This window comes from Gimesia chilikensis (assembly GCF_007744075.1).
Taxonomy (GTDB): Bacteria; Planctomycetota; Planctomycetia; order Planctomycetales; family Planctomycetaceae; genus Gimesia; species Gimesia chilikensis_A.
In genome coordinates this window covers 4467139-4485681 of record NZ_CP036266.1, presented here as the reverse complement: position 1 = coordinate 4485681, position 18543 = coordinate 4467139, and the positions used below count along the sequence as shown (strand labels likewise).

At 53.5% G+C, this 18543-nt stretch carries 18 protein-coding genes; 10 read left to right on the top strand and 8 right to left on the bottom strand.

All coding sequences use genetic code 11. From position 1 onward, the window contains the following. Nucleotides 1-32: 32 nt before the first annotated feature. Nucleotides 33-1469, bottom strand: a complete 1437-nt coding sequence (locus HG66A1_RS16835; RefSeq protein WP_145186352.1) for a hypothetical protein — start codon at nt 1467-1469, stop codon at nt 33-35. Nucleotides 1470-1972: 503 nt separating this feature from the next. Here HG66A1_RS16835 and HG66A1_RS16830 point away from each other — a divergent pair. The 3 genes from HG66A1_RS16830 (at nt 1973) to HG66A1_RS16820 (ending at nt 5192) form a co-directional block, all read left to right on the top strand. Beyond that, nucleotides 1973-3697: a hypothetical protein gene (locus tag HG66A1_RS16830; RefSeq protein ID WP_145186349.1), complete on the top strand. Its 1725-nt coding sequence runs from the start codon at nt 1973-1975 to the stop codon at nt 3695-3697. Between the two features lie 380 nt (nt 3698-4077). Next, nucleotides 4078-4371 carry a hypothetical protein gene (locus HG66A1_RS16825; protein WP_145041609.1) on the top strand — a complete coding sequence of 98 codons (294 nt, stop codon included), beginning with the start codon at nt 4078-4080 and terminating at the stop codon, nt 4369-4371. A 269-nt stretch (nt 4372-4640) separates the two neighbouring features. Further along, nucleotides 4641-5192, top strand: a complete 552-nt coding sequence (locus HG66A1_RS16820; protein WP_145041608.1) for an RNA polymerase sigma factor — start codon at nt 4641-4643, stop codon at nt 5190-5192. A gap of 77 nt (nt 5193-5269) precedes the next feature. On the opposite strand, the gene HG66A1_RS16815 is transcribed toward HG66A1_RS16820, so the two are convergent. The 4 genes from HG66A1_RS16815 to kdsB form a co-directional block, all read right to left on the bottom strand. After that, nucleotides 5270-5845, bottom strand: coding sequence for a Maf family protein (locus tag HG66A1_RS16815; protein WP_145186346.1), 576 nt, complete (start codon nt 5843-5845; stop codon nt 5270-5272). A gap of 48 nt (nt 5846-5893) precedes the next feature. After that, nucleotides 5894-6823 carry a tRNA pseudouridine(55) synthase TruB gene (gene truB, locus HG66A1_RS16810; RefSeq protein ID WP_145186343.1) on the bottom strand — a complete coding sequence of 310 codons (930 nt, stop codon included), beginning with the start codon at nt 6821-6823 and terminating at the stop codon, nt 5894-5896. A gap of 52 nt (nt 6824-6875) precedes the next feature. Then, nucleotides 6876-8540: a CTP synthase gene (locus HG66A1_RS16805; protein WP_315851609.1), complete on the bottom strand. Its 1665-nt coding sequence runs from the start codon at nt 8538-8540 to the stop codon at nt 6876-6878. A 188-nt stretch (nt 8541-8728) separates the two neighbouring features. Next, on the bottom strand, nt 8729-9484 hold the full coding sequence (gene kdsB / locus HG66A1_RS16800; protein WP_145186340.1) for a 3-deoxy-manno-octulosonate cytidylyltransferase: 756 nt from the start codon (nt 9482-9484) through the stop codon (nt 8729-8731). 229 nt (nt 9485-9713) lie between these two features. Between kdsB and HG66A1_RS16795 the strand changes: the two genes are divergently transcribed. After that, the gene (locus HG66A1_RS16795) at nt 9714-10208 is read left to right on the top strand and encodes a DUF420 domain-containing protein (protein WP_145186337.1); all 495 of its coding nucleotides are present in this window, start codon (nt 9714-9716) and stop codon (nt 10206-10208) included. Between the two features lie 15 nt (nt 10209-10223). Here HG66A1_RS16795 and HG66A1_RS16790 read toward each other — a convergent pair whose 3' ends face one another. The 3 genes from HG66A1_RS16790 to HG66A1_RS16780 form a co-directional block, all read right to left on the bottom strand. Beyond that, on the bottom strand, nt 10224-10658 hold the full coding sequence (locus HG66A1_RS16790; protein ID WP_145186334.1) for a response regulator transcription factor: 435 nt from the start codon (nt 10656-10658) through the stop codon (nt 10224-10226). Between the two features lie 208 nt (nt 10659-10866). Further along, complete coding sequence (locus HG66A1_RS16785; RefSeq protein WP_145186331.1) at nt 10867-11526, bottom strand: phosphoribosylanthranilate isomerase; 660 nt, start codon at nt 11524-11526, stop codon at nt 10867-10869. A 99-nt stretch (nt 11527-11625) separates the two neighbouring features. Beyond that, nucleotides 11626-12807 (bottom strand): lactonase family protein, encoded by a 1182-nt coding sequence (locus tag HG66A1_RS16780; RefSeq protein ID WP_145186328.1) that lies wholly within the window; start codon nt 12805-12807, stop codon nt 11626-11628. Between the two features lie 183 nt (nt 12808-12990). On the opposite strand from HG66A1_RS16780, the gene HG66A1_RS16775 reads away from it, so the two are divergent. From HG66A1_RS16775 to HG66A1_RS16750, 6 genes are all read left to right on the top strand, one after another. Beyond that, on the top strand, nt 12991-14334 hold the full coding sequence (locus HG66A1_RS16775) for an ATP-binding protein (RefSeq protein WP_145186325.1): 1344 nt from the start codon (nt 12991-12993) through the stop codon (nt 14332-14334). Beyond that, nucleotides 14324-15271, top strand: coding sequence for a metallophosphoesterase (locus HG66A1_RS16770; protein WP_145186322.1), 948 nt, complete (start codon nt 14324-14326; stop codon nt 15269-15271). The genes HG66A1_RS16775 and HG66A1_RS16770 overlap by 11 nt, the downstream gene beginning before the upstream one ends. Further along, the gene (locus HG66A1_RS16765) at nt 15261-15566 is read left to right on the top strand and encodes a hypothetical protein (RefSeq protein ID WP_197993514.1); all 306 of its coding nucleotides are present in this window, start codon (nt 15261-15263) and stop codon (nt 15564-15566) included. The genes HG66A1_RS16770 and HG66A1_RS16765 overlap by 11 nt, the downstream gene beginning before the upstream one ends. 35 nt (nt 15567-15601) lie before the next feature. Next, nucleotides 15602-16291: a DNA repair protein gene (locus HG66A1_RS16760; protein WP_232106594.1), complete on the top strand. Its 690-nt coding sequence runs from the start codon at nt 15602-15604 to the stop codon at nt 16289-16291. Between the two features lie 38 nt (nt 16292-16329). Next, nucleotides 16330-17718: a POT family MFS transporter gene (locus HG66A1_RS16755; protein WP_145186313.1), complete on the top strand. Its 1389-nt coding sequence runs from the start codon at nt 16330-16332 to the stop codon at nt 17716-17718. A gap of 133 nt (nt 17719-17851) precedes the next feature. Further along, on the top strand, nt 17852-18484 hold the full coding sequence (locus HG66A1_RS16750; protein WP_145186310.1) for a hypothetical protein: 633 nt from the start codon (nt 17852-17854) through the stop codon (nt 18482-18484). The last annotated feature ends 59 nt before the right edge of the window (nt 18485-18543 follow it).

The following is an 18543-nucleotide window of genomic DNA, read 5'->3' as shown; positions in this document are numbered from 1 at the left end:
AATTCAAATCCGGATCACAAAAATCGGGAGAATTATTCCCAGTCCTCGGCTTCCTGTGCCGCCAGACGACGCTCTTCGTCACGCCACTGTTTCTGCAGCTTGCGACGTTCGCGCTTGCTCAACCCTTTCAGCTGTTCCGGATCATGATTCAGGTCGACGCGTGTTTTCTTTTTGACCGTCTTAGACCGCTTGCTCGAAGTGGGCTGCTGTTCTGACGGTTGCTCGACTTGAGATTCCGGTTCGGACGTTTCATCGACTGTTTCCGATTCTGGTTCAGGATCGGGCTGTTTCACGGCCTTTTTCTGCGCTGCTTTCTGGGCCGCTTTTTCGGCTGCTGCCTGTTTCGCAGCTTCTTTTTCAGCCGCTTTCTGTGCGGCCTTTTCTTCCGCAGCTGCTTTGGCTGCCTGTTTCTTCTCAGCCGCAGCGGCCGCCTGTTCCTCTTTCAGTTTCGCTTTTTCTGTGCGTTCCTGTTCCAGACGTACTTTCTCGGCCTGTTTCTGTTCTGCCCGTTCTTTCTGTTGTTGTTCTTTTTCCTGCAGACGTGCTTTCCGTTGCAGAGCCCGGGCAACCCGCTTGGCTTTACCGCGAATGCGACGTCGATACAGATATCCCTTGGCCGCATGCTTGAAGCGGGAAGGAGCTTTCTCGGGCAGATCCACAGAATGATACAGCAGATGATGTGTATGCAGCAGCAGACTGGTAAACAGACACCAGTGAGCGAAGTAAAACAGCCCCGCGTCGATCATGTGATGCCAGGCTTCGCCCGGAATCAGGTTATCGGTAAACTGGAAGGTCAGGCTCAAAACATAAGTGGCCCCTGCTACGATCAGCAGGTTCAGCCCCGCCCGGTCGCCACGCATTTCCAGATAGGCCATTAACGCCACAGTACACCCGAACGCCAGGGCTGGTGCCAGCCAGGCCAGCAGACCCGTATGTGGTCCCCAGTCAAACAACCGCAGCTCTATCACAGTCTGGGCCCAGACGTTATGCAGCTGTGTCGTCAGGCACAGTGCGAGCAGAAACAGACCGCAGGCAATCCATTTCCAGAGCCGGTATCGTCCGGAGAAATCATGCAGGCTTTGAGTCCGCAGGGATGCGATCAGCAATGCCAGCTGCCCGGTCATGAACAAGAGGCCGCCTCCCAGTACGGGGAGCAGGGGACTCTGTTTCAGTGACAGCAAGCCAGAGAGCGTTTTTCCTTCCGGCGGAAGTTCTGCCCGATAAAAGTCAGCCGCGATCAGCCCGGAAAAACAGAGCAGTACCGGCAGGTAATAGAGCGCCAGCTTCCAGCGACGCGGAAAGATCAGTGTCCGTAGCGGATACTGTCCCGCAGCGAAACGATGCGTGCGCGCAAGTCGAGGGGAATCTGAATCGTCATTCGCGTTATCGAGCGATTCAGAACATTCCGACGCCAGTCTGCGGCGTCGGCGTTCATCCATGGAACGAGAGCCGGCAAATCCAGTAGACATTGATGCTCTTTGTGATCCTTCAACGAGATCTTTGTCGTCTATAAGTACAGTGTTATTTAGAACGATGAGTCATAGAGAGTGACAACGGTCGGCAGAGGCAGTAATCAATCCTTTGATCGCCAGATCCCCGCATAACCGCATCGATGGTGACTCCATTTTCATCGGTATTCACGAAATTCCAGCACGAGTTCAGATTTACAAAACACCGACTGTTGCAGGTGATACTGAAAGCATATGCCGTGAGTTCGCTTTTATCGCCAGCCATTTCCTGATGCGAAACTTCTTCCCGAAACCCCCATTTTACCGCAGTTGTTTCAGGATGAGATTTTCACCGGTCTCATGGAGCAGAAGAGAGCTGAATCAGGGTAAATACTGATATGGAAATGGTTTAAAATTTGTCCGAGTTTCTCGGTGCTGTTTAGTCCTCAGTCCTTTCCTCAACAGATATAATGAGGCATCCGCCTCACCAACTTTGCGATTTTTAATAAACGGAGTGAATGCAAATGCTGTTCAACTGGAAATCAGGTCTGCTGTTCTGCCTGTTACTGATATCACTGTCTACCGTGTCCGCTGCTGAAGTTCCCACCGCCGCGATCTCTGCTGAGGCGGGGATCGTGATTCGACTGAAACAGCCGCAGGCGACATTACAGAAAATGACCCAGCTCACGAGTCAGGTCGACGAAGCCATCAGTGGGCTGCTGGCTGCCAACGTGCGAACCGTCGTGGGGCGTTCGCTCTCAAATCCGACCTGGGAAGGTGTCGACCCGGCACGGACGATCAGCGTTGGCGTCTTTCTGCATGCAGAACAGGACCCGGGCTTGCTCTTCATTGTCCCCGTGAAAGATGCCGCTGCCTGCAAAGCCGCCCTGGGTGAGAAATATCACTCAGCTCTCCAGGAGAAATGGCTGATCTACAGCGAAGATAAGAAACTCGTCGAGCAGGCACAGGCCAGTCTCAAACAGACAGATCAGTCGTTCGAATCTCAACTCAGCCCGGCCGCGAAAGAGCTGTTCGATTCCGGTGATCTCTCGGTCTATCTCAATCTGCAGAAGATGGTCCAGATCTATCAGGCCCAACTGAAACGCGCCGAGGGCCAGGTCGATCGCAGACTGACAGAGCTCGCCAAAACCATGAACGCGGCTCCCGGCGTCAATGCAAAACCGATTCTCAGTCTCTATTCGACGCTGGCGAAAGGTTCTCTGCAAGCCGTCAAAGATTCGCACGCTTATACCACCGCCTTTCAGTTTTCGGAGCAGGGGGTCGGCTTGGAAAGCCTGTTTGAAGTCAAACCCGATTCCGAAACCGATCAACTGTTTCAGTCCAATCCGCCTCAGCCGTTAAATCAGCTGGGACATTTTCCCGCACATCAACTGGCTTACATCGCCGGTGCCGGCAATGCGGATGCGTTGATTACCTGGGGCATGAACATGACCGCCCAGATGTTTGATGAAACACAGCAGAACGCCGAAGCCAAAGAGAAGTTCACGGAGATCGTCAAAGAAATCCGCAGTCTCAAGTTCGGCAGTTACTACTTTTCCTTCGAACTCGGCAAACTCGCAGACGGCGTGATGCACGCTTACACGGTTTCCGAAGTCACCCCTTCGGACAAGCTGCGGACGCTCACGCATCAGATGATGCAGATCATGCAGAACATCTCTCTGCCGGGTATCAAACAGGAAATCACCTTTAAGCCCGACGCAGAACAGGCAGGCGGCATCCCCGTTGACCTGACTGTCATCAAGCAGGAACTTGATCCAGCGTCCGATCCGCTACAGATCCAGAAACGGATGCTCGAAATTCTCTATGGCCCGTCCGGGATCACTAACCGGATGGCGTATCCGGAAGGTAAGGTCCTGCAGGTCATGGGGGGATCGGCCTCGATGCAGAAATTCATGGAAGCCCTCAACGCGCCGGATAAATCATCCCTGACCGCGCAAAACCAGCCCGCCTTTCAAAAAGCCCGTGCCCAAGGCGCGGAAAAAGCGAATCTGGTCGCCCTGGTCGATGTCTCAGGTACCGTAATGCGGATTCTGAATATCTTTGCCGAGAGCCGTCAGCAGACAGGGCCCTTTGCCGAAAAACAGATCCGCGAACTGGGCATCCAGGACTCCTATCTGACCTTCAGCCTGACTACCGGAAAACAGTCACTCAGCACGAAAACCTATATTCCGGTTGAGAATCTACAGAACGGGTTCAAAGTGTATTCGCTGATTTCCCGTCAGAAATAAGACTGGCACTCGCTTTTGTGGAAAAATACTGAAAAAATGTCGCCCTGCTTTTGAGTGGGGGGCTCTGTTTGTAAGTTATTATGAGTAAATAGATTACAGATCTCCTGGTGGGGCGGCACAGATCCGGAATGTTCCGTTTCACTGGGGAATCCGTAAAACTACTATTGAAAGAATCGACATTTTTCCGAAAACTGTCAAAAATGAGCGAACCTTTGTCAGGGCATTGTTGTCTTACTGGCAGAGGGATACTCCTGTTACTCATCATAACAGGTCTATCCGCTGAATTACCTGTGAACGGCTTGTGTCCGTTTTTTCTTTTGAGGCACGAGCCTCTCTTTTTATAGTCTCTTTCTCTGCGGTTTAACGCAGGAGGTGCACTGATGATTTTTTCTAAACAGAATCGTCGTTTCGTCGTCAAAGCAATTAACAACAGCGTGTTTGTCAAAGCAGCAGCTGTCGTGAAAGCGATTGATGTCGTCCGTGCCGCCCTCCGTACAGATGCGTTACGCCCTCTAAGTGGAGAACGATTGTCGGAATCCGGTGGTATGCCGGGGTCCTCCCCGATGGGTTGGCATAGTTGTTGTCAACATCAACCCACAATGCATCTGCTCTATCAAAGATATATGCAGATAACGGGAACCCCCCTGACCACCGTGACCGGAACTGCTTCGTAAGCAGATTCCTGTTCCCTGCTTTTTAGCAGAAAATCGTTTACTCAAAGTGGTTGGTTAAAACGCGACAGCCTTTTAGCTGACCCTGCCACATTCACTGGCAAACGTAGCACGTTGGGCCCCTGGTGACCTGTGAAAGCGCACCCGCTTTTTCTCTGGTCTCGCGGCTGATTCAAACGCTGTTCCGTTTCTGGTTTGCATGTGCTTAACGAACCACTTTGAACTTCAATGAATTCAGAGTCCTGATTCAGGGACAGAGAAGAGATACTACAATGGAAGATCAGAACTTAATCGAGTTAGTTACGGCTGCTCAGAATGGAGATCGGGACGCCTTCGGTTCACTTGTTGTTCAATTTGAATCTACGGTCTTCGCGATCGTAATGAAGCGTCTGCGTAACCACGCTGAAGCCAGTGAAGTCACTCAGGATGTCTTCATCCAGGCCATGCGGAAACTGTCACAGCTGAATGCACCGGAGCGATTCGGTGGCTGGTTGCGGCAGATCGCCGTCCGGATGTCGATCAATCGAGCCGTTCGTCGGCCTAACGAATGCATTCAGAGCCCGGATACCTTCATCGTCCTGGACGATGAACCGGAAAACCCGCTGGACAAACTGCTGGAAAGCGAGCGGGCTACTGAACTGCGTGGCGGACTGGAATCGCTGGGTGAAGTCGACCGTCAGACCCTGATCTCATTCTACTTCAAGGGCCAGTCCCTGAAGGAAATGAGTGACGAGTTCGATCGACCCATCGGAACGATCAAGCGTCGACTGCACACCGCACGTAATCGTCTGCGGGAAGCACTGTTGGACGTCCAGTCCGTATGAGTGACGTTCATGAAAGGAATCGAACCACGCCTGTGGAGGCCCGCCTCTGCAGGCGTTTTTTTTGCGCGACTCCTGGCTTAAGGGAGTTCCAGGCCCGCGCGTCTCAACAGGGACGTCAGCTCCATTAACGGAATTCCGGTAATCGCCGAGTGGTCGGTTGATTCGATCGATTCAAACAGGGCAATGCCCCGGCTTTCAATCTTGTACGCCCCGGCACAGTTCCAGGGTTCGTCATATTCGACATACCGCCGCAGCGCTGCTTCATCCAGGGCACGCATCGTGAGCCGCGTGTGATTGCAGTGAACTTCCTCAAACGCCGGACCCAGCACCGCGATCGCCGTGATCAGTTCATGACTGGTCCCCTGCAGTCGCATTAATTGCTGAACCGCCCGTTCGTTGGAACCCGGTTTCCCCAGCACATCTCCTTCGAAGGAAACCAGTTGATCACCGCCGATAATCAGGGCCGTCGGGAAACGCTGCTGCACCTGGAGCGCTTTCTCCAGCGCCAGCCGTTTGGCCAGTTCTGCGGGAGGCAGTCCAGCCTGCTTCAGAATGTCTTCATCGACCTGCGGATCCTCTTGTGCAAAAGGAATTCCCAGACGCTTTAACTGTTCCGCGCGATAAGTTGAAGTACTGGCCAGGATGAGTTGCATAGTACGCATTTCTTGATTCGGGTGATTTCTTTTTCTCTGGTAGATCGCTTAGTTCGGGCGCTGCGCATAAACCTGTCGAGGGGAGAGACACTGATGAGGACGATCCCATTCCGCAATCGCTGCCAGTTCACCCGCGGGACTGACGATCGCGACTTCAGTGATTTCGTCCGTCTCAGGCAGCCTTTCCGGAGGGCCGGTCAGTTTCTGTCCCAGACTGATGGCTCTCAGTTCCCGTGCATCGCACCGGTAATGTGGTAAATGAGGAACGGCTTTGATTGGCGGTTGCAGATGGGCAGTGATCGCTTCCAGAGTCGGCGGTTCTTCAAGGCTCAATGCTGACTCCAGCTTGAAATCCCCAATCCGCGAACGTACCAGTGAGGTCATCGTGGCGCCCACGCCCAGGTCTTCTCCCAGGTCGCGTCCGATCGAACGAATGTAAGTTCCCGAACCGCAGACTATCCGCAGCTGAAAACGGGGGAACTCAAATTTCACGATTTCCAGTTCATACACCTCGACCGTGCGGGGCTTGATTTCAACGGTCTTACCCTGGCGGGCGAGGTCATAAGCACGTCTGCCATTCACATGCACTGCTGAAAACTTCGGCGGAGTCTGTTCGATGGAACCACGATAGGTGGGGAGTAAGCGTTCCAGTTGTTCTCGTTCAATCACCGGACAGTCCGGTGTCTCGACGACTTCGCCTGTGATATCGTCGGTGTCGCTCCGTTTTCCCAGTATGAATTCGCCGATGTATTCCTTGGGCTGATCCTGCACAAAGCGGATCAACCGGGTCGAGGAACCGACGCACAGGACCAGCACTCCCGTCGCCAGGGGGTCGAGTGTCCCTGCATGACCGACTCGGGCCGGGCGGACCAGCTTTTGAAACTGGTTGACCACCTGGCGAGAGGTGACGTCTTCGGGTTTATTAACGTTCAACAATCCTGAGAGTTGCAGGTCTGCTTTAGAAGAAGAACCGCTCATCGGGGAATGTCTCCCTGTTCTGATACATTCCGGAATCAGACACGCGTCTCTGTCAGGAAACAGAGACACGCACTTTCTGCTGATGATAATTCAAAGCCGCACCGACGAACCCGGCAAACAGCGGATGCGGGCTGACCGGCTTGGACTTGAATTCCGGATGAAACTGAACTGCGAGAAACCAGGGATGATCTGGAATTTCGACGATTTCAACCAGGTTCCCGTTGGGGCTGGTACCGGTCGGAATCATCCCACCTTCGACCATCTTCGTACGGTATTCAGGATTGAACTCGTACCGGTGACGGTGCCGCTCGCTGATGGAGTCTGCCCCGTAGCAGGTGTGTGCCTTGGACTCTTTGGTAATGATGCAGTCCTGGGCCCCCAGTCGCATCGTGCCCCCCTTTTCGGTGATCTCTTTCTGTTCTTCGAGCAGACAGATGACCGGGGCACTGGTTTCGCTGTCGAATTCCGTGCTATGGGCACCGGGGAGTCCCAGTACATTCCGGGCGAATTCGATGACCGCACACTGCATGCCCAGACAGATTCCGAAGTAGGGAATCTTGTTTTCGCGGGCAAATTTCACGGACGCGATTTTGCCTTCGATGCCGCGTTTCCCGAATCCACCGGGAACCAGAATTCCGTCAACGTTGGAGAGCAGTTTCTCGGCCCCCTGGCGTTCGACTTCTTCCGCTTCGATCCGCTTCAGCAGAATCCGGGTGTTGTGATGGAAACCGGCGTGGAACAGTGATTCGTAAATCGACTTGTAGGCATCTTTGTGATCGATGTATTTTCCAACCACGGCGATGGTGACTTCGTGTTCCGGGTTTTTGACGCGGTTCAACAGGGTCCGCCAGTTCGTCAGATCCAGAGGTTCGGCGTCGATCTGCAGTTTGCGGATGATGAGCTTATCCAGCCCATCATCGGCCAGCCCCTGGGGCACTTCGTAAATCGAATATTCCGTATCGACCTCTTCGATGACCGCCCCTTTTTCGACGTTACAGAACAACGCGATCTTGTCCGCGTGATCCTTGTCCATCGGACGTTCCGTACGCACGATGAGAACGTCGGGCTGAATCCCGATCTGCCGCAGCAGGCCTACACTGTGCTGAGTCGGCTTGGTCTTCATTTCTCCCGCCGCCTTGATGTAAGGCAGGAGCGTCAGGTGGATAAACAGGCAGTTTTCTTTACCGATATCCAGCGGAATCTGCCGGATGGCTTCGAGGAAGGGCAGACCTTCGATGTCGCCCACGGTCCCCCCGAGTTCGGTGATGACGACATCGACGTCGGAACTGGCCAGGTTATAAACCGATTCTTTGATCTCGTCAGTGATATGCGGAATGACCTGCACGGTCGCTCCCAGGTATTCACCCCGGCGTTCTTTTTCAATCACGCGCTGGTAAATCTGCCCCGTGGTGTAGTTGGATTTGCGGGAGAGCGGGCTGTTGGTGAATCGCTCATAGTGACCCAGGTCGAGGTCGGTCTCTGAACCGTCGTCGAGTACGTAAACTTCACCATGTTCGTAAGGGTTCATGGTGCCGGGATCGATGTTGATGTACGGATCGAGTTTTTGCATCCGGACCCGCAGGCCGCGCTGTTCGAGCAGCAGACCGATGGAGGCCGAGGTCAGACCTTTCCCTAAAGAACTGACGACGCCGCCGGTGACAAAAATGTGTTTTGTGGTGTGTTTGGTCATTTCGCTGTCTGTTGTTTGAGCTGTCATTAATCTTTGCTGCATGATATGGAAAGCAATGCGAAATTGCACGCTTTAATCGGAGGAAAAGCGAGCAGGACTGCCGGATCTCAGTCGCCACTCATGAATATTCTAACACGTCAGGTCTGCAGGGAAATGCCTGTAACCGAAACGGGGGTTGATCGTTAACTGTTGATCAATAAGCGACTTACTGCAATCTAATTCGTTCCCTGCTGATAGCGGCTGACGAACCGGGCATAATCGTCCGGGGTATCAATGCCAACGGTGGGATGAGCGACGGTGCCGACCTGAATCTTTGCACCCGTTTCCAGGGCTCTGAGCTGCTCCAGTTTCTCCAGCTGTTCCAGTGGAGTCGGAGAGACTTGGGTGAGCTCAAGTAAAAACGGTCGACGGTAGGCATACAGGCCCAGGTGCAATAACCAGGGGCTCTGTTCGGGTAGCAGTGTTTCGGGAGCGACATCACGCGTGAAGGGAATCGGCAGGCGACTGAAGTACAGCGCCGAACCATCCTGTCTGCAGACGACTTTGGTGCACGAGGAATCCTGTAACTGTTCCAGGCTGCGGATGGGGGTCGCCAGCGTCGCCATTTCGGCTTCCGGGGAGCACTCCAACAGGTCGATCAGCTGATCGATGAATTCAGGCGCGATTTCGGGTTCGTCTCCCTGGATATTCACCAGGATATCCGCATCCAGGAGTTCTTTTTCCGCAACTTCGGCAATCCGGTCGGTACCGCTGGGATGCTCTCCCGTCAGAAACGCCTTGCCACCAAAGCCATGTACGGCTTCCAGAATCTCCAGGCTGTCGGTCGCCACGATCAGGCGATCCAGCCGCTCGGAGCGGGCTGCTGCCTCCCAGGTATGCTGAATCAGCGTCTGTCCGGTTTCACTGAGTAACAGTTTTCCGGGGAGTCGCGATGACTCGAGTCGGGCGGGAATCACGCCGCACACTGGCACGTGCACACCTCCTGTGTCTGAGAGAACGGCTGGCTGAAAAAATCCTTAATTGGCCCAATGTATCAAGCCTGTCTGACTCTGCAAGTGGGAGCCGGGGAAATTCGCGCCATTCCACCAAGGAAACTGATCGAGAGCAAAATCAGGCTGGGCTTGGATCAGAATTGAAGTTCTGATATGGTTCCTCGCGAACAGATCTCGTTCCCCCCATACGCCAAAACAGGATACTCAGATGGAGCATGGATTTTTAGGCTATCGCTCAACATTCATGTTGGATTTTGTGGTCTCGGCACTGTTGCTGATTGTGCCACTTCTCTTGTTCAGCCTTTACGCTGTTAAAATCAAACATAACTTTGCGCTGCACAAAAAGCTGCAGATTCTGCTCGGGGCCGTCCTGCTGGTGGCTGTGGCCGCCTTCGAAGTGGACGTCCAGATCATGCACGGCGGCTGGCAGAATATCGTGAAGCAACGCGAAGTCCCCCTGACACCCGAACAGTTCGACTATGTCCGGAATGTCCTCTACGTGCACCTGCTGTTTGCCGTCAGCACACCCTTCTTCTGGGCGACGACGCTGATTCTGGCTCTGAAACGCATTCCCAATCCGCCCGTACCTTGTGCGCACAGCAGCCTGCACAAAAAGCTGGGCTGGATTTCTACGATCGATATCACGCTGACGTCGTTGACCGGGTTGTACTGGTACTACGTCGCGCTGGTTGCCGGGGGGTAAGGGCAGGCAGGTCGCTTACGATTTTTTACGTGCGCGTGACAGAGGTCCTTTAGCGGGTTTGCTATCATCTCCGTCGTCAGAGCCTTTTGCCAAAACGCGGGCGATCGCATCCAGGAAGACGTCCATCGCGAAAGGCTTCCGCAGATAGTCATCGACTCCGAGCATCTCGGCATATGCTTTGTGCCGGCCACCTTCGTTGGCGGTGATCATGATCACCTTGGGGGGAGAAGGCAGCGACTTGAGAGTTTCCAGTACGGGGAAACCTCCCATTTTAGGCATCATCATATCGGTGATGACGAGATCGGGATTCTCGGTCTGGGCGAGCTTCTGCCCTTCCAGTCCGTTGGGGGCCACGATGATGTTATAGCCCGCAGATTTAATCACACCACTCAACGTGCTGGAAATCTCGCGGTCATCCTCGATCAGTAAAATTTTGTAATCAGTTGACATGGTCGTTTTCATTCCCTGGAGAAACGATGCGTTTCCCGCAACTCCTGTTTTTCAAAGTGACTCAGCGCCACATACTCAGACACTCCGGTCTGAGATATATGGTAGAGCTCGAACTCGGGATTCTCAAGGCAGTTGCAAAAAACTGTTCTGATTCTTCATCTTTCATTCGTGAGCTGTGTCGTATTATACCAGTTAGACGATCGAAATTTCACGCTTTTTTTGTGCGTTTGAGAAAGGATGCCACCAGTTCCTCACTTTTAATCCCCGGTGCCGATTCCACTCCGCTGGCGGTATCCACGCCAAAGGGCTGCACCGCGGCGATCGCTTCCGCGACATTCTCGGGGGTCAGTCCTCCCGCCAGAATCAGGGGCGGCCACTCGGTAAACTGATAATATTCCTGAATCACCGCCCAGGGAGCCACTTTGCCGGTCCCCCCAAAGGCATCTGGTGAATAAGCGTCGATCAACAGGTAATCCGGGCGTTTGCCACAGCGATCACAGTCAGACAGATAGGCGGCGATTGATTCGAGATTCGCTTCCCGCACACGAAATGCTCGGATCAAAGGCAGGTTTGGCAGTCGCTCCGCCAGTTTCGCCAGAAATTCCGGTGATTCATCGCCGTGCAGCTGCAGTAGATCGAGTGAAATGTCCTGGCAGATTGTTTCAATATCCTCCAGGCTGTGATTCACGAACAATCCGACCAGCGCGACATCATTCTTCGAGACAGCCTCAGCGATTTCCCCGGCGGTTTCAACAGATATGCACCGCGGCGAAGGGGCGTAAAAATTTAAACCGAGTGCAGAGGCACCCAGGTCCGCCACCATGCGGGCGGTTTCGGCATCACGAATGCCACAGATTTTCGTCCACATATGTGTCGATCTTGTTCTGACTGGAGGTTCTCAAAAGCAATGCGACCGCGGCAGGGTTTCCTCCGCGGAAAGGTGTCTGAATTATAGACGTCAGGCAACTCAGGGAGTACCGCCGATCGGTAGAAACTGAATACAGACCGGCTTGGGAACGTCGATTTCATGTCCCGTCGGTTCCAGTACCCCCGTTTTCTGATTGATCTTGAATACGACGACATTATTCGAATCCTGGTTCGCGGCCAGCAGGAATTTCCCACTGGGATCAATGTTGAAATTCCGCGGAATCGCACCGCCGGTCGGCTGATAACCCAGGGACGTCAGTTCGCCCGTTTTCTGATCAATTCCATACATGGCGATCGTGTTCGGCCCCCGGTTAGAACCATACAGGAATTTCCCGGAGGGGTGTACCAGAACCTGAGCCGTCGAATTCCCTTTCCGCTTCGTTCCTTCAGGAACGGTGGAGATGTTCTGCAGAATCTCAAAGACCCCCGTCTTTTGATTGTAGTCCATGGCGGTCACGGTCAGGTTCAGCTCGTTAATCACATAACCCCATTTTCCGCTCGGATGAAAGGTAAAGTGCCGCGGGCCGGCCCCCGGAGCCATTTTGATTCCCGGTACCGCGTTCGGAGTCAGGCTGCCGTCGGCTGCAGAAAAATCATAGACGCGCAGTTCGTCAATGCCCAGATCGGCGACAACCGCATGACGGTTCTTGGGATCCAGATTAATCGAATGCGCGTGCGGTGCTTTCTGACGGGCCGGATTCACACTGGAACCGGTGTGTTGCACAAAAGCAGAACTGGGCCCGAGGGAACCATCTTTCTGAATCGGCAGCGTGCAGATATTGCCGCCGGAATAGTTGGCCACGAGCACGAACTTGCCAGTCGCATCCACCACCAGGTGACAGGGAGAGCCACCCCGGGAAGAATGCTGGTTGAGAAACGTCAGCTTGCCACTGTCTGCAGCAATCGAATACGCGCTGACAGCACCTGCTTTCTGGCCTTCGAAATCATTGATTTCATTAACGGCGTACAGATATTTCTGATCGGAAGAAATCGCCAAAAACGAGGGATTCACACTGTTTTCAGTGACATCCACGTGCGTCAGCTTGCCAGTCTTGCCGTCAAGCAGCAACTGGTAGATCCCCTTGCTGTCGCTGCCGCGGGTATAGGTGCCCACATAGACCCGATATTGCTCAGCCCCCGAAGCGGTTTGCGTCAGTAAGGTGGAGCAGACAGCTCCGGAAAAGAGAGCGAAGCACAGGAAATATTGGGTCGGCGCGAGCATGGGCAATCCTATCTGAAATATCAGGAGAACAGGGCAGGAGACGGGCAGTCCATCCCTCACCGGGCTTTGAAGTTATTTGACTCGAATCAATGGCGGAACGCAAGCCTCTGTTTCGGCGGGGATCTGAAATACCGGGGGCGACAATCCTGTGATTCGCGAACCGAAATGATTATACTTTGAGGCATGTTGAAACGGATTACACTACATAACTTTATGAGCCACGCGTTTACCGAGATTGAGCTGTCGCCCGGACTCACCGTGCTGACGGGGCCCAATAACTGCGGTAAGTCGGCGTTCGTCTCGGCCCTGCAGGTGCTGGCGGAAAATACCTCGGGCGATTACATGGTCAGGCACGGCGCCAAAGAGTGCCGCGTGATCGTGGAAACCGACGACGGCCATGTCATCGAATGGAAACGCAAAAAGAAAGTCGTCAGTTATACGATTGACGGGCAGGATTTCCATCGTCTCAGAAACAATGTCCCCGATATCCTCCCGGAAGTATTAAGACTGGCGAAGGTCAAGTCGGGGGACAGCGATGAATTCGATGTCCATTTCGGCGAGCAGAAATCGCCCATCTTTCTGCTGGGCGATCGGGGCAGTCGAGCCGCCCGCTTCTTTGCCTCCTCCTCGGATGCCTCCGTGCTGATCGAGATGCAGAAGCGGCACCGCAGCAAAGTCAAAGTCGCTCAGCAGGACTATCAGCGACAACAGACAGAGCAGAAACAGAACGAGGCTACACTGAAACTGCTGGAGCCCGTTCCCGATCTGGAATCCGAACTTGAGACCCTCGAAACACAATATCAGGCACTCCAGTCCGAAACGCAGCGGATTCAGCAGCTGGAAACGCTGATTTCGGAACTCACGAAAGCGGATACCCGTGTCGCCCTCTGTTCCCGCCGGGTGAACTGTCTTCAGGTACTACCTGGACCGCTGGAGCAGGAACCGGAACGCCCCCTCGCGGCACTGGTTCAACGCTGGCAGACGGTTCAAAGCGGGCTGCAGCGCTCACAGACGACAGTCTCTGCATTGGAGACATTAAGCGTTCCTCCCACTCTCAAAAATGAAACGGCGCTCGCTGCTCTGATCAGGGATTTTCAACTGCAGGATCGCATCTGTCAGCAGTCGCAGGCGACACAGAATTGCCTGGAACCGCTGGAAGATCCTCCTCAGCTGACCGATCCGGAAAGTCTGGAGAAGCTGATCGCCAGACTGACATCCGCGGAAGCCCGCACGCAGCGGGATCGGAGAGAAGCCGAAATCCTCGCAGAATGCGTTTCCCCACCGGAACTGGTCGATGGTGCGAAACTCGCGCAGTTCTGTCAGCAGTGGACTGCCGCAGAGACACAGTTTCTGGAACGGAAGCAGAGACACGCTGAAGTCGAAGCCGAATACGAACAGGCCCGCGTCGAACTGCTGCACTGGGTGGAAGAGAATCCCACCTGTCCCACGTGTGGTGGAGAACTGGAACCGGATCGCTTCATTCAGTCAGCCGAGACCGGATTGAAGGGGCACACACATGACGCCTGAAGCATATCAAGGTGTGCTGCTGATCGGTGATCCCCATGTGGAGGGGCGGGTCCCCGGCTTTCGCAGGGACGATTATCCCCGCGTCGTGCTGGAGAAAATCAAGTGGTGTCTGCAGACGGCGCAGGAACAAAGCTTACTTCCCGTGATCCTGGGTGACCTGTTTCATGTTCCCCGCGACAATCAGAACTGGCTGTTGTGTGAGCTGCTGACTTTATTCGAAACTCCCGTGTATGGCATCTATGGCAATCATGACTGCCGCGAAAACCAGTTGAACGAACATGACACGCTCAGCATTCTGATTCAGGCGGGCCGCTATCGTCTGCTCTCAACCGAAAATCCCTGGCGAGGCACCATGGCAGGTCGCCCGGTCATTGTGGGAGGCACTTCCTGGGGACACAAACTTCCCAAGGCAGACGCCTTTGAGCACGAAACCGATTCACCGCTGATCGTCTGGGTGACCCACCACGATCTGCTCGTTCCCGGCTACGAAGAACAGGGGCACCTGCGTCCCTATGAAATTACAGGCGTGGAATATGTCGTTAACGGCCACATTCATCGTCGGCTCGAAGACGTGCAGAAAGGGCAGACGACCTGGGTGACTCCGGGGAATATCATCCGGCGTTCGCGCAGCGATGCGACTCGGGCGCATATTCCTTCTGTCCTGAAACTCGAAGCGACCGCAGACGGCTGGCGACGTTCGCAGGTGGAAATTCCCCACGCCGCCTTTGATGAAGTCTTTCATCCGGAAATGGAAGACGAAACCGAGGAAGGCGTGCCGTCCGCTTTTATTTCGGGGCTGGCCGAATTACAGTCTCGGAGAACGGATACGGGAGCAGGGCTGAAACTTTTCCTGGAAAAAAATCTGCCCCAGTTTGAAACAACCGTGGCAGCAGAAATACAGAAATTAGCAGATGAGGTTTCCCGCGATGACGAATGACCAGCAGGGAGCAGTTCCCGATATCGAAGCTTTGACGGAACAGTTTCAGAAACTGAATAAACGCAAAATTGAATCCGAACGCGACCTGGTGAATGCCGAGCAGAATCTGAACGAGCTCAAGCAACAGGCCCAGGAAGAATATGGCACCGATCAACTGGAAGAGCTGAAAGCTAAGCTGCAGCAGATCAAGGATGAGAATGCCCGTAAGCGGGCCGAGTATCATCAGAGTCTCGCGAAGATCGAAACCGAACTCTCCAAAATTGAAACCGCACATCAGTCAGCAGACGCTTCCTGAATCGGCCGAATGGAAAGTGAGCCATGCAGAGCGACATGACTTCTCAATCTGATTCCGAGACCGAGCCCGGGGAACTGCGGTCTCCCATGAGCCTGCAGCGCCGCTGTTGGAAGCTCTCCGCGGTGCGCGAACAGAAAGAGAAAGACCAGGCTCAGCTCAAACAGCTTTTGCAGGAAACGGAACAGTACCTGGGCATCTCCGAGCAGGTCACCGAAGCTTTGGAGACCTTAAGCGGTCAGCTGTTCGAGCAGGAACTGCAGATGATTCAGGAGAAACTGACGATCGCCCTCCAGGAAGTTCTGGAACAGCCACTCAAACTCAAGGCGGTCGCTGAATGGAAACGTAACGCCGCCACGGTCGAATTTCAGATCGAACGGGAAGGCAATACGGAAGACATTATGCGGGGGCAGGGGGGCTCGGTGGCCAACATCCTCTCGGTCGGCCTGCGGATGTTTGCGCTCATGACGCTGGATGAAACAGAACACCGGCGGGTACTCGTTCTGGACGAACAGGATTGCTGGCTCCGTCCCGATCTGGTACCACGTTTAGTGAAAATTATTCATGAGGCGGGGCAGGCACTCGGCTTCCAGATTATCATGATCAGTCACCACGATCCGGTAATGTTTGAACGTTACGCTGACACCATTTTCCAGTTCACTCCCTCTCCTGAAGGTGTAAAGGTAGAACGCGTGGAAACGGATCGGCAGCAGCAAGAATCGAACTGAACCGAAGTCGAGACACCATTGAAGGACCAGACCCACTGATGACATCGCCAACATATAAGACTGCTCCTGTCCCTTCCACCAAAATGCCGACCGGGATTCCCTACATCGTCGGTAACGAAGCAGCCGAACGCTTCAGTTATTACGGCATGCGGGGCATTCTCGTGGTTTTCATGACGCAGTACATGCTGAATTCACAAGGCATGGAAGATCACATGAGCGACCAGCAGGCGAGTACGTATTTCCATCTGTTCGTGGCCGCCTGTTATTTCTTTCCGCTGCTGGGCTCTCTCATTTCTGATATCTTCTGGGGAAAATATCGCACGATTCTCGTCCTCTCGGTCGTTTACTGCTTTGGCCATCTTGCCCTGGCCATCGATGAAACGCGCACGGGACTGCTGCTCGGCTTAACCTTAATTGCTATTGGAGCCGGGGGGATTAAACCCTGTGTCTCCGCACATGTCGGCGATCAGTTTGGCAGCAAAAACCAGAATCTGCTCAGTCGGGTCTTCGGCTGGTTTTACCTGTCTATCAACATGGGAGCGTTTATTTCCTCCCTGCTGATTCCGGTCATTTTGGAAGAGTATGGCCCCCACTATGCATTTGGTCTGCCCGGGGTACTGATGCTGATTGCCACCATTCTGTTCTGGCTGGGACGCAATGAATTCGTTCACATACCCGCTTCCGGCTGGGAGAAGTTCCGTGATGAAACCTTCAGTAAGGAAGGCATGCAGGCACTGCTCAATCTCTGTGTATTGTTCTATGTCTTTCTGCCCGTCTTCTGGTCACTCTTCGATCAGACAGGGTCCTCCTGGGTACTTCAGGGGCAAAGAATGAATTTAAAAGTCGGTGATCATGTTTTGAATCCGGCTCAAATGCAGGCACTCAACCCGCTGTTTATTTTACTGCTGGTACCAATTTTCACTTATGTGATTTATCCTTTGATCGAAAAGGTCTTCCCTTTAACCCCCTTGCGGAAAATCTCTATCGGCTTCTTCTTGGCGTCAGCTTCGTTCGCCATCAGTGCCGTGCTTGAGTCGTGGATTACTCATTCCCCTGAGAGCCCGCCGCACATTTTGTGGCAGACCCTTCCCTACCTGGTATTAACGTCTGCGGAAGTCATGGTCTCGATCACCTGCCTGGAGTTCTCGTATACGCAGGCACCCAAATCAATGAAATCGTTCATCATGTCCCTGTTCTGGCTGGCTGTTACCGTCGGGAACCTGCTGACCGCGGGGGTTAATAAGGTCATCATGATTGACGAAAAGAGTTCCCGTCTGGAAGGCGCCGACTACTTCTGGTTCTTTTCCGGACTGATGCTTGTGGCCGCGGTACTGTTCGTATTTGTCGCGCAACGCTATAAAGGAAAAACTTATATTCAGGATGATGCCATCGATGAGGCGCAGGCGGAAGAAGAGGGGATTCATTGATCTCTGTTCGAAACTTCAGCAGATCGCTTTTCTTTATGGGTCATTCTGCATATGATTTGCATATGTAATCGACAGGGCGAATTAAAATCGCTATCAAAACACTTTGTTTCATATAATTCGGGAAGGAATGAAAATGCGGATTAATAATTTATTGGCTGTCGTCTGTTGCAGCGGGGCACTCGCCCTGTTTACCGGTTGTGCCGGTCAGGATGAAACCCGTACATTCGATGAAAAAGACTCCCAGGCTTCCGCGGAAGCAGAACATGACCATGGACACGATCACGAACACGCCCATGGCCCCAACGGCGGTCATCTGCTGGAAGTGGGTGAAGAACAGTACCACGTGGAAGTCGTCTTTGACGGCGATAAACGCACGCTGACCGCCTTCATTCTCGGTCCTGATGCCAAAGCTGCTGTTCCGATCGCTGCCGAGTCCATCGACTTTGATATGGAAGTTGGCGACAAAGAACACGAAATTCCGCTGGCTGCCAAGCCTCTGGAAGGGGAAAAGGACGGCAAGTCCTCCCGTTTCGTAGCCGAAGGCAAAGCCATTCCGGAATCGATCAAACAAGAATCCGATCTGAATGGGCACTTCCACCTGGATATCGGCGAAAATCATTTTCATGTTGACCTGAAGCACGATGGTCATGACCATGAGCATGGCGATCATGATCACGATCATGCACATGAAAAAGAGCCGAAGAAAGAGGAAGCCAAAAAAGAAGAACCCAAAAAGACCGAAGACAAACCTGCTGACAAAGAATAGTCGCAGTCTTTGAATCGATAAAAAAACGCCCCTGGAATTTAATCCCGGGGCGTTTTTTA

What these genes read in the sequence shown, in the direction of transcription:
- HG66A1_RS16835 (WP_145186352.1), bottom strand. Translation starts at nt 1,469, where the DNA reads ATGTCTACTGGATTTGCCGGCTCTCGTTCCATGGATGAACGCCGACGC.
- HG66A1_RS16830 (WP_145186349.1), top strand. Translation starts at nt 1,973, where the DNA reads ATGCTGTTCAACTGGAAATCAGGTCTGCTGTTCTGCCTGTTACTGATA.
- HG66A1_RS16825 (WP_145041609.1), top strand. Translation starts at nt 4,078, where the DNA reads ATGATTTTTTCTAAACAGAATCGTCGTTTCGTCGTCAAAGCAATTAAC.
- HG66A1_RS16820 (WP_145041608.1), top strand. Translation starts at nt 4,641, where the DNA reads ATGGAAGATCAGAACTTAATCGAGTTAGTTACGGCTGCTCAGAATGGA.
- HG66A1_RS16815 (WP_145186346.1), bottom strand. Translation starts at nt 5,845, where the DNA reads ATGCAACTCATCCTGGCCAGTACTTCAACTTATCGCGCGGAACAGTTA.
- truB (WP_145186343.1), bottom strand. Translation starts at nt 6,823, where the DNA reads ATGAGCGGTTCTTCTTCTAAAGCAGACCTGCAACTCTCAGGATTGTTG.
- HG66A1_RS16805 (WP_315851609.1), bottom strand. Translation starts at nt 8,540, where the DNA reads ATGACAGCTCAAACAACAGACAGCGAAATGACCAAACACACCACAAAA.
- HG66A1_RS16795 (WP_145186337.1), top strand. Translation starts at nt 9,714, where the DNA reads ATGGAGCATGGATTTTTAGGCTATCGCTCAACATTCATGTTGGATTTT.
- HG66A1_RS16790 (WP_145186334.1), bottom strand. Translation starts at nt 10,658, where the DNA reads ATGTCAACTGATTACAAAATTTTACTGATCGAGGATGACCGCGAGATT.
- HG66A1_RS16785 (WP_145186331.1), bottom strand. Translation starts at nt 11,526, where the DNA reads ATGTGGACGAAAATCTGTGGCATTCGTGATGCCGAAACCGCCCGCATG.
- HG66A1_RS16780 (WP_145186328.1), bottom strand. Translation starts at nt 12,807, where the DNA reads ATGCTCGCGCCGACCCAATATTTCCTGTGCTTCGCTCTCTTTTCCGGA.
- HG66A1_RS16775 (WP_145186325.1), top strand. Translation starts at nt 12,991, where the DNA reads ATGTTGAAACGGATTACACTACATAACTTTATGAGCCACGCGTTTACC.
- HG66A1_RS16770 (WP_145186322.1), top strand. Translation starts at nt 14,324, where the DNA reads ATGACGCCTGAAGCATATCAAGGTGTGCTGCTGATCGGTGATCCCCAT.
- HG66A1_RS16765 (WP_197993514.1), top strand. Translation starts at nt 15,261, where the DNA reads ATGACGAATGACCAGCAGGGAGCAGTTCCCGATATCGAAGCTTTGACG.
- HG66A1_RS16760 (WP_232106594.1), top strand. Translation starts at nt 15,602, where the DNA reads ATGACTTCTCAATCTGATTCCGAGACCGAGCCCGGGGAACTGCGGTCT.
- HG66A1_RS16755 (WP_145186313.1), top strand. Translation starts at nt 16,330, where the DNA reads ATGACATCGCCAACATATAAGACTGCTCCTGTCCCTTCCACCAAAATG.
- HG66A1_RS16750 (WP_145186310.1), top strand. Translation starts at nt 17,852, where the DNA reads ATGCGGATTAATAATTTATTGGCTGTCGTCTGTTGCAGCGGGGCACTC.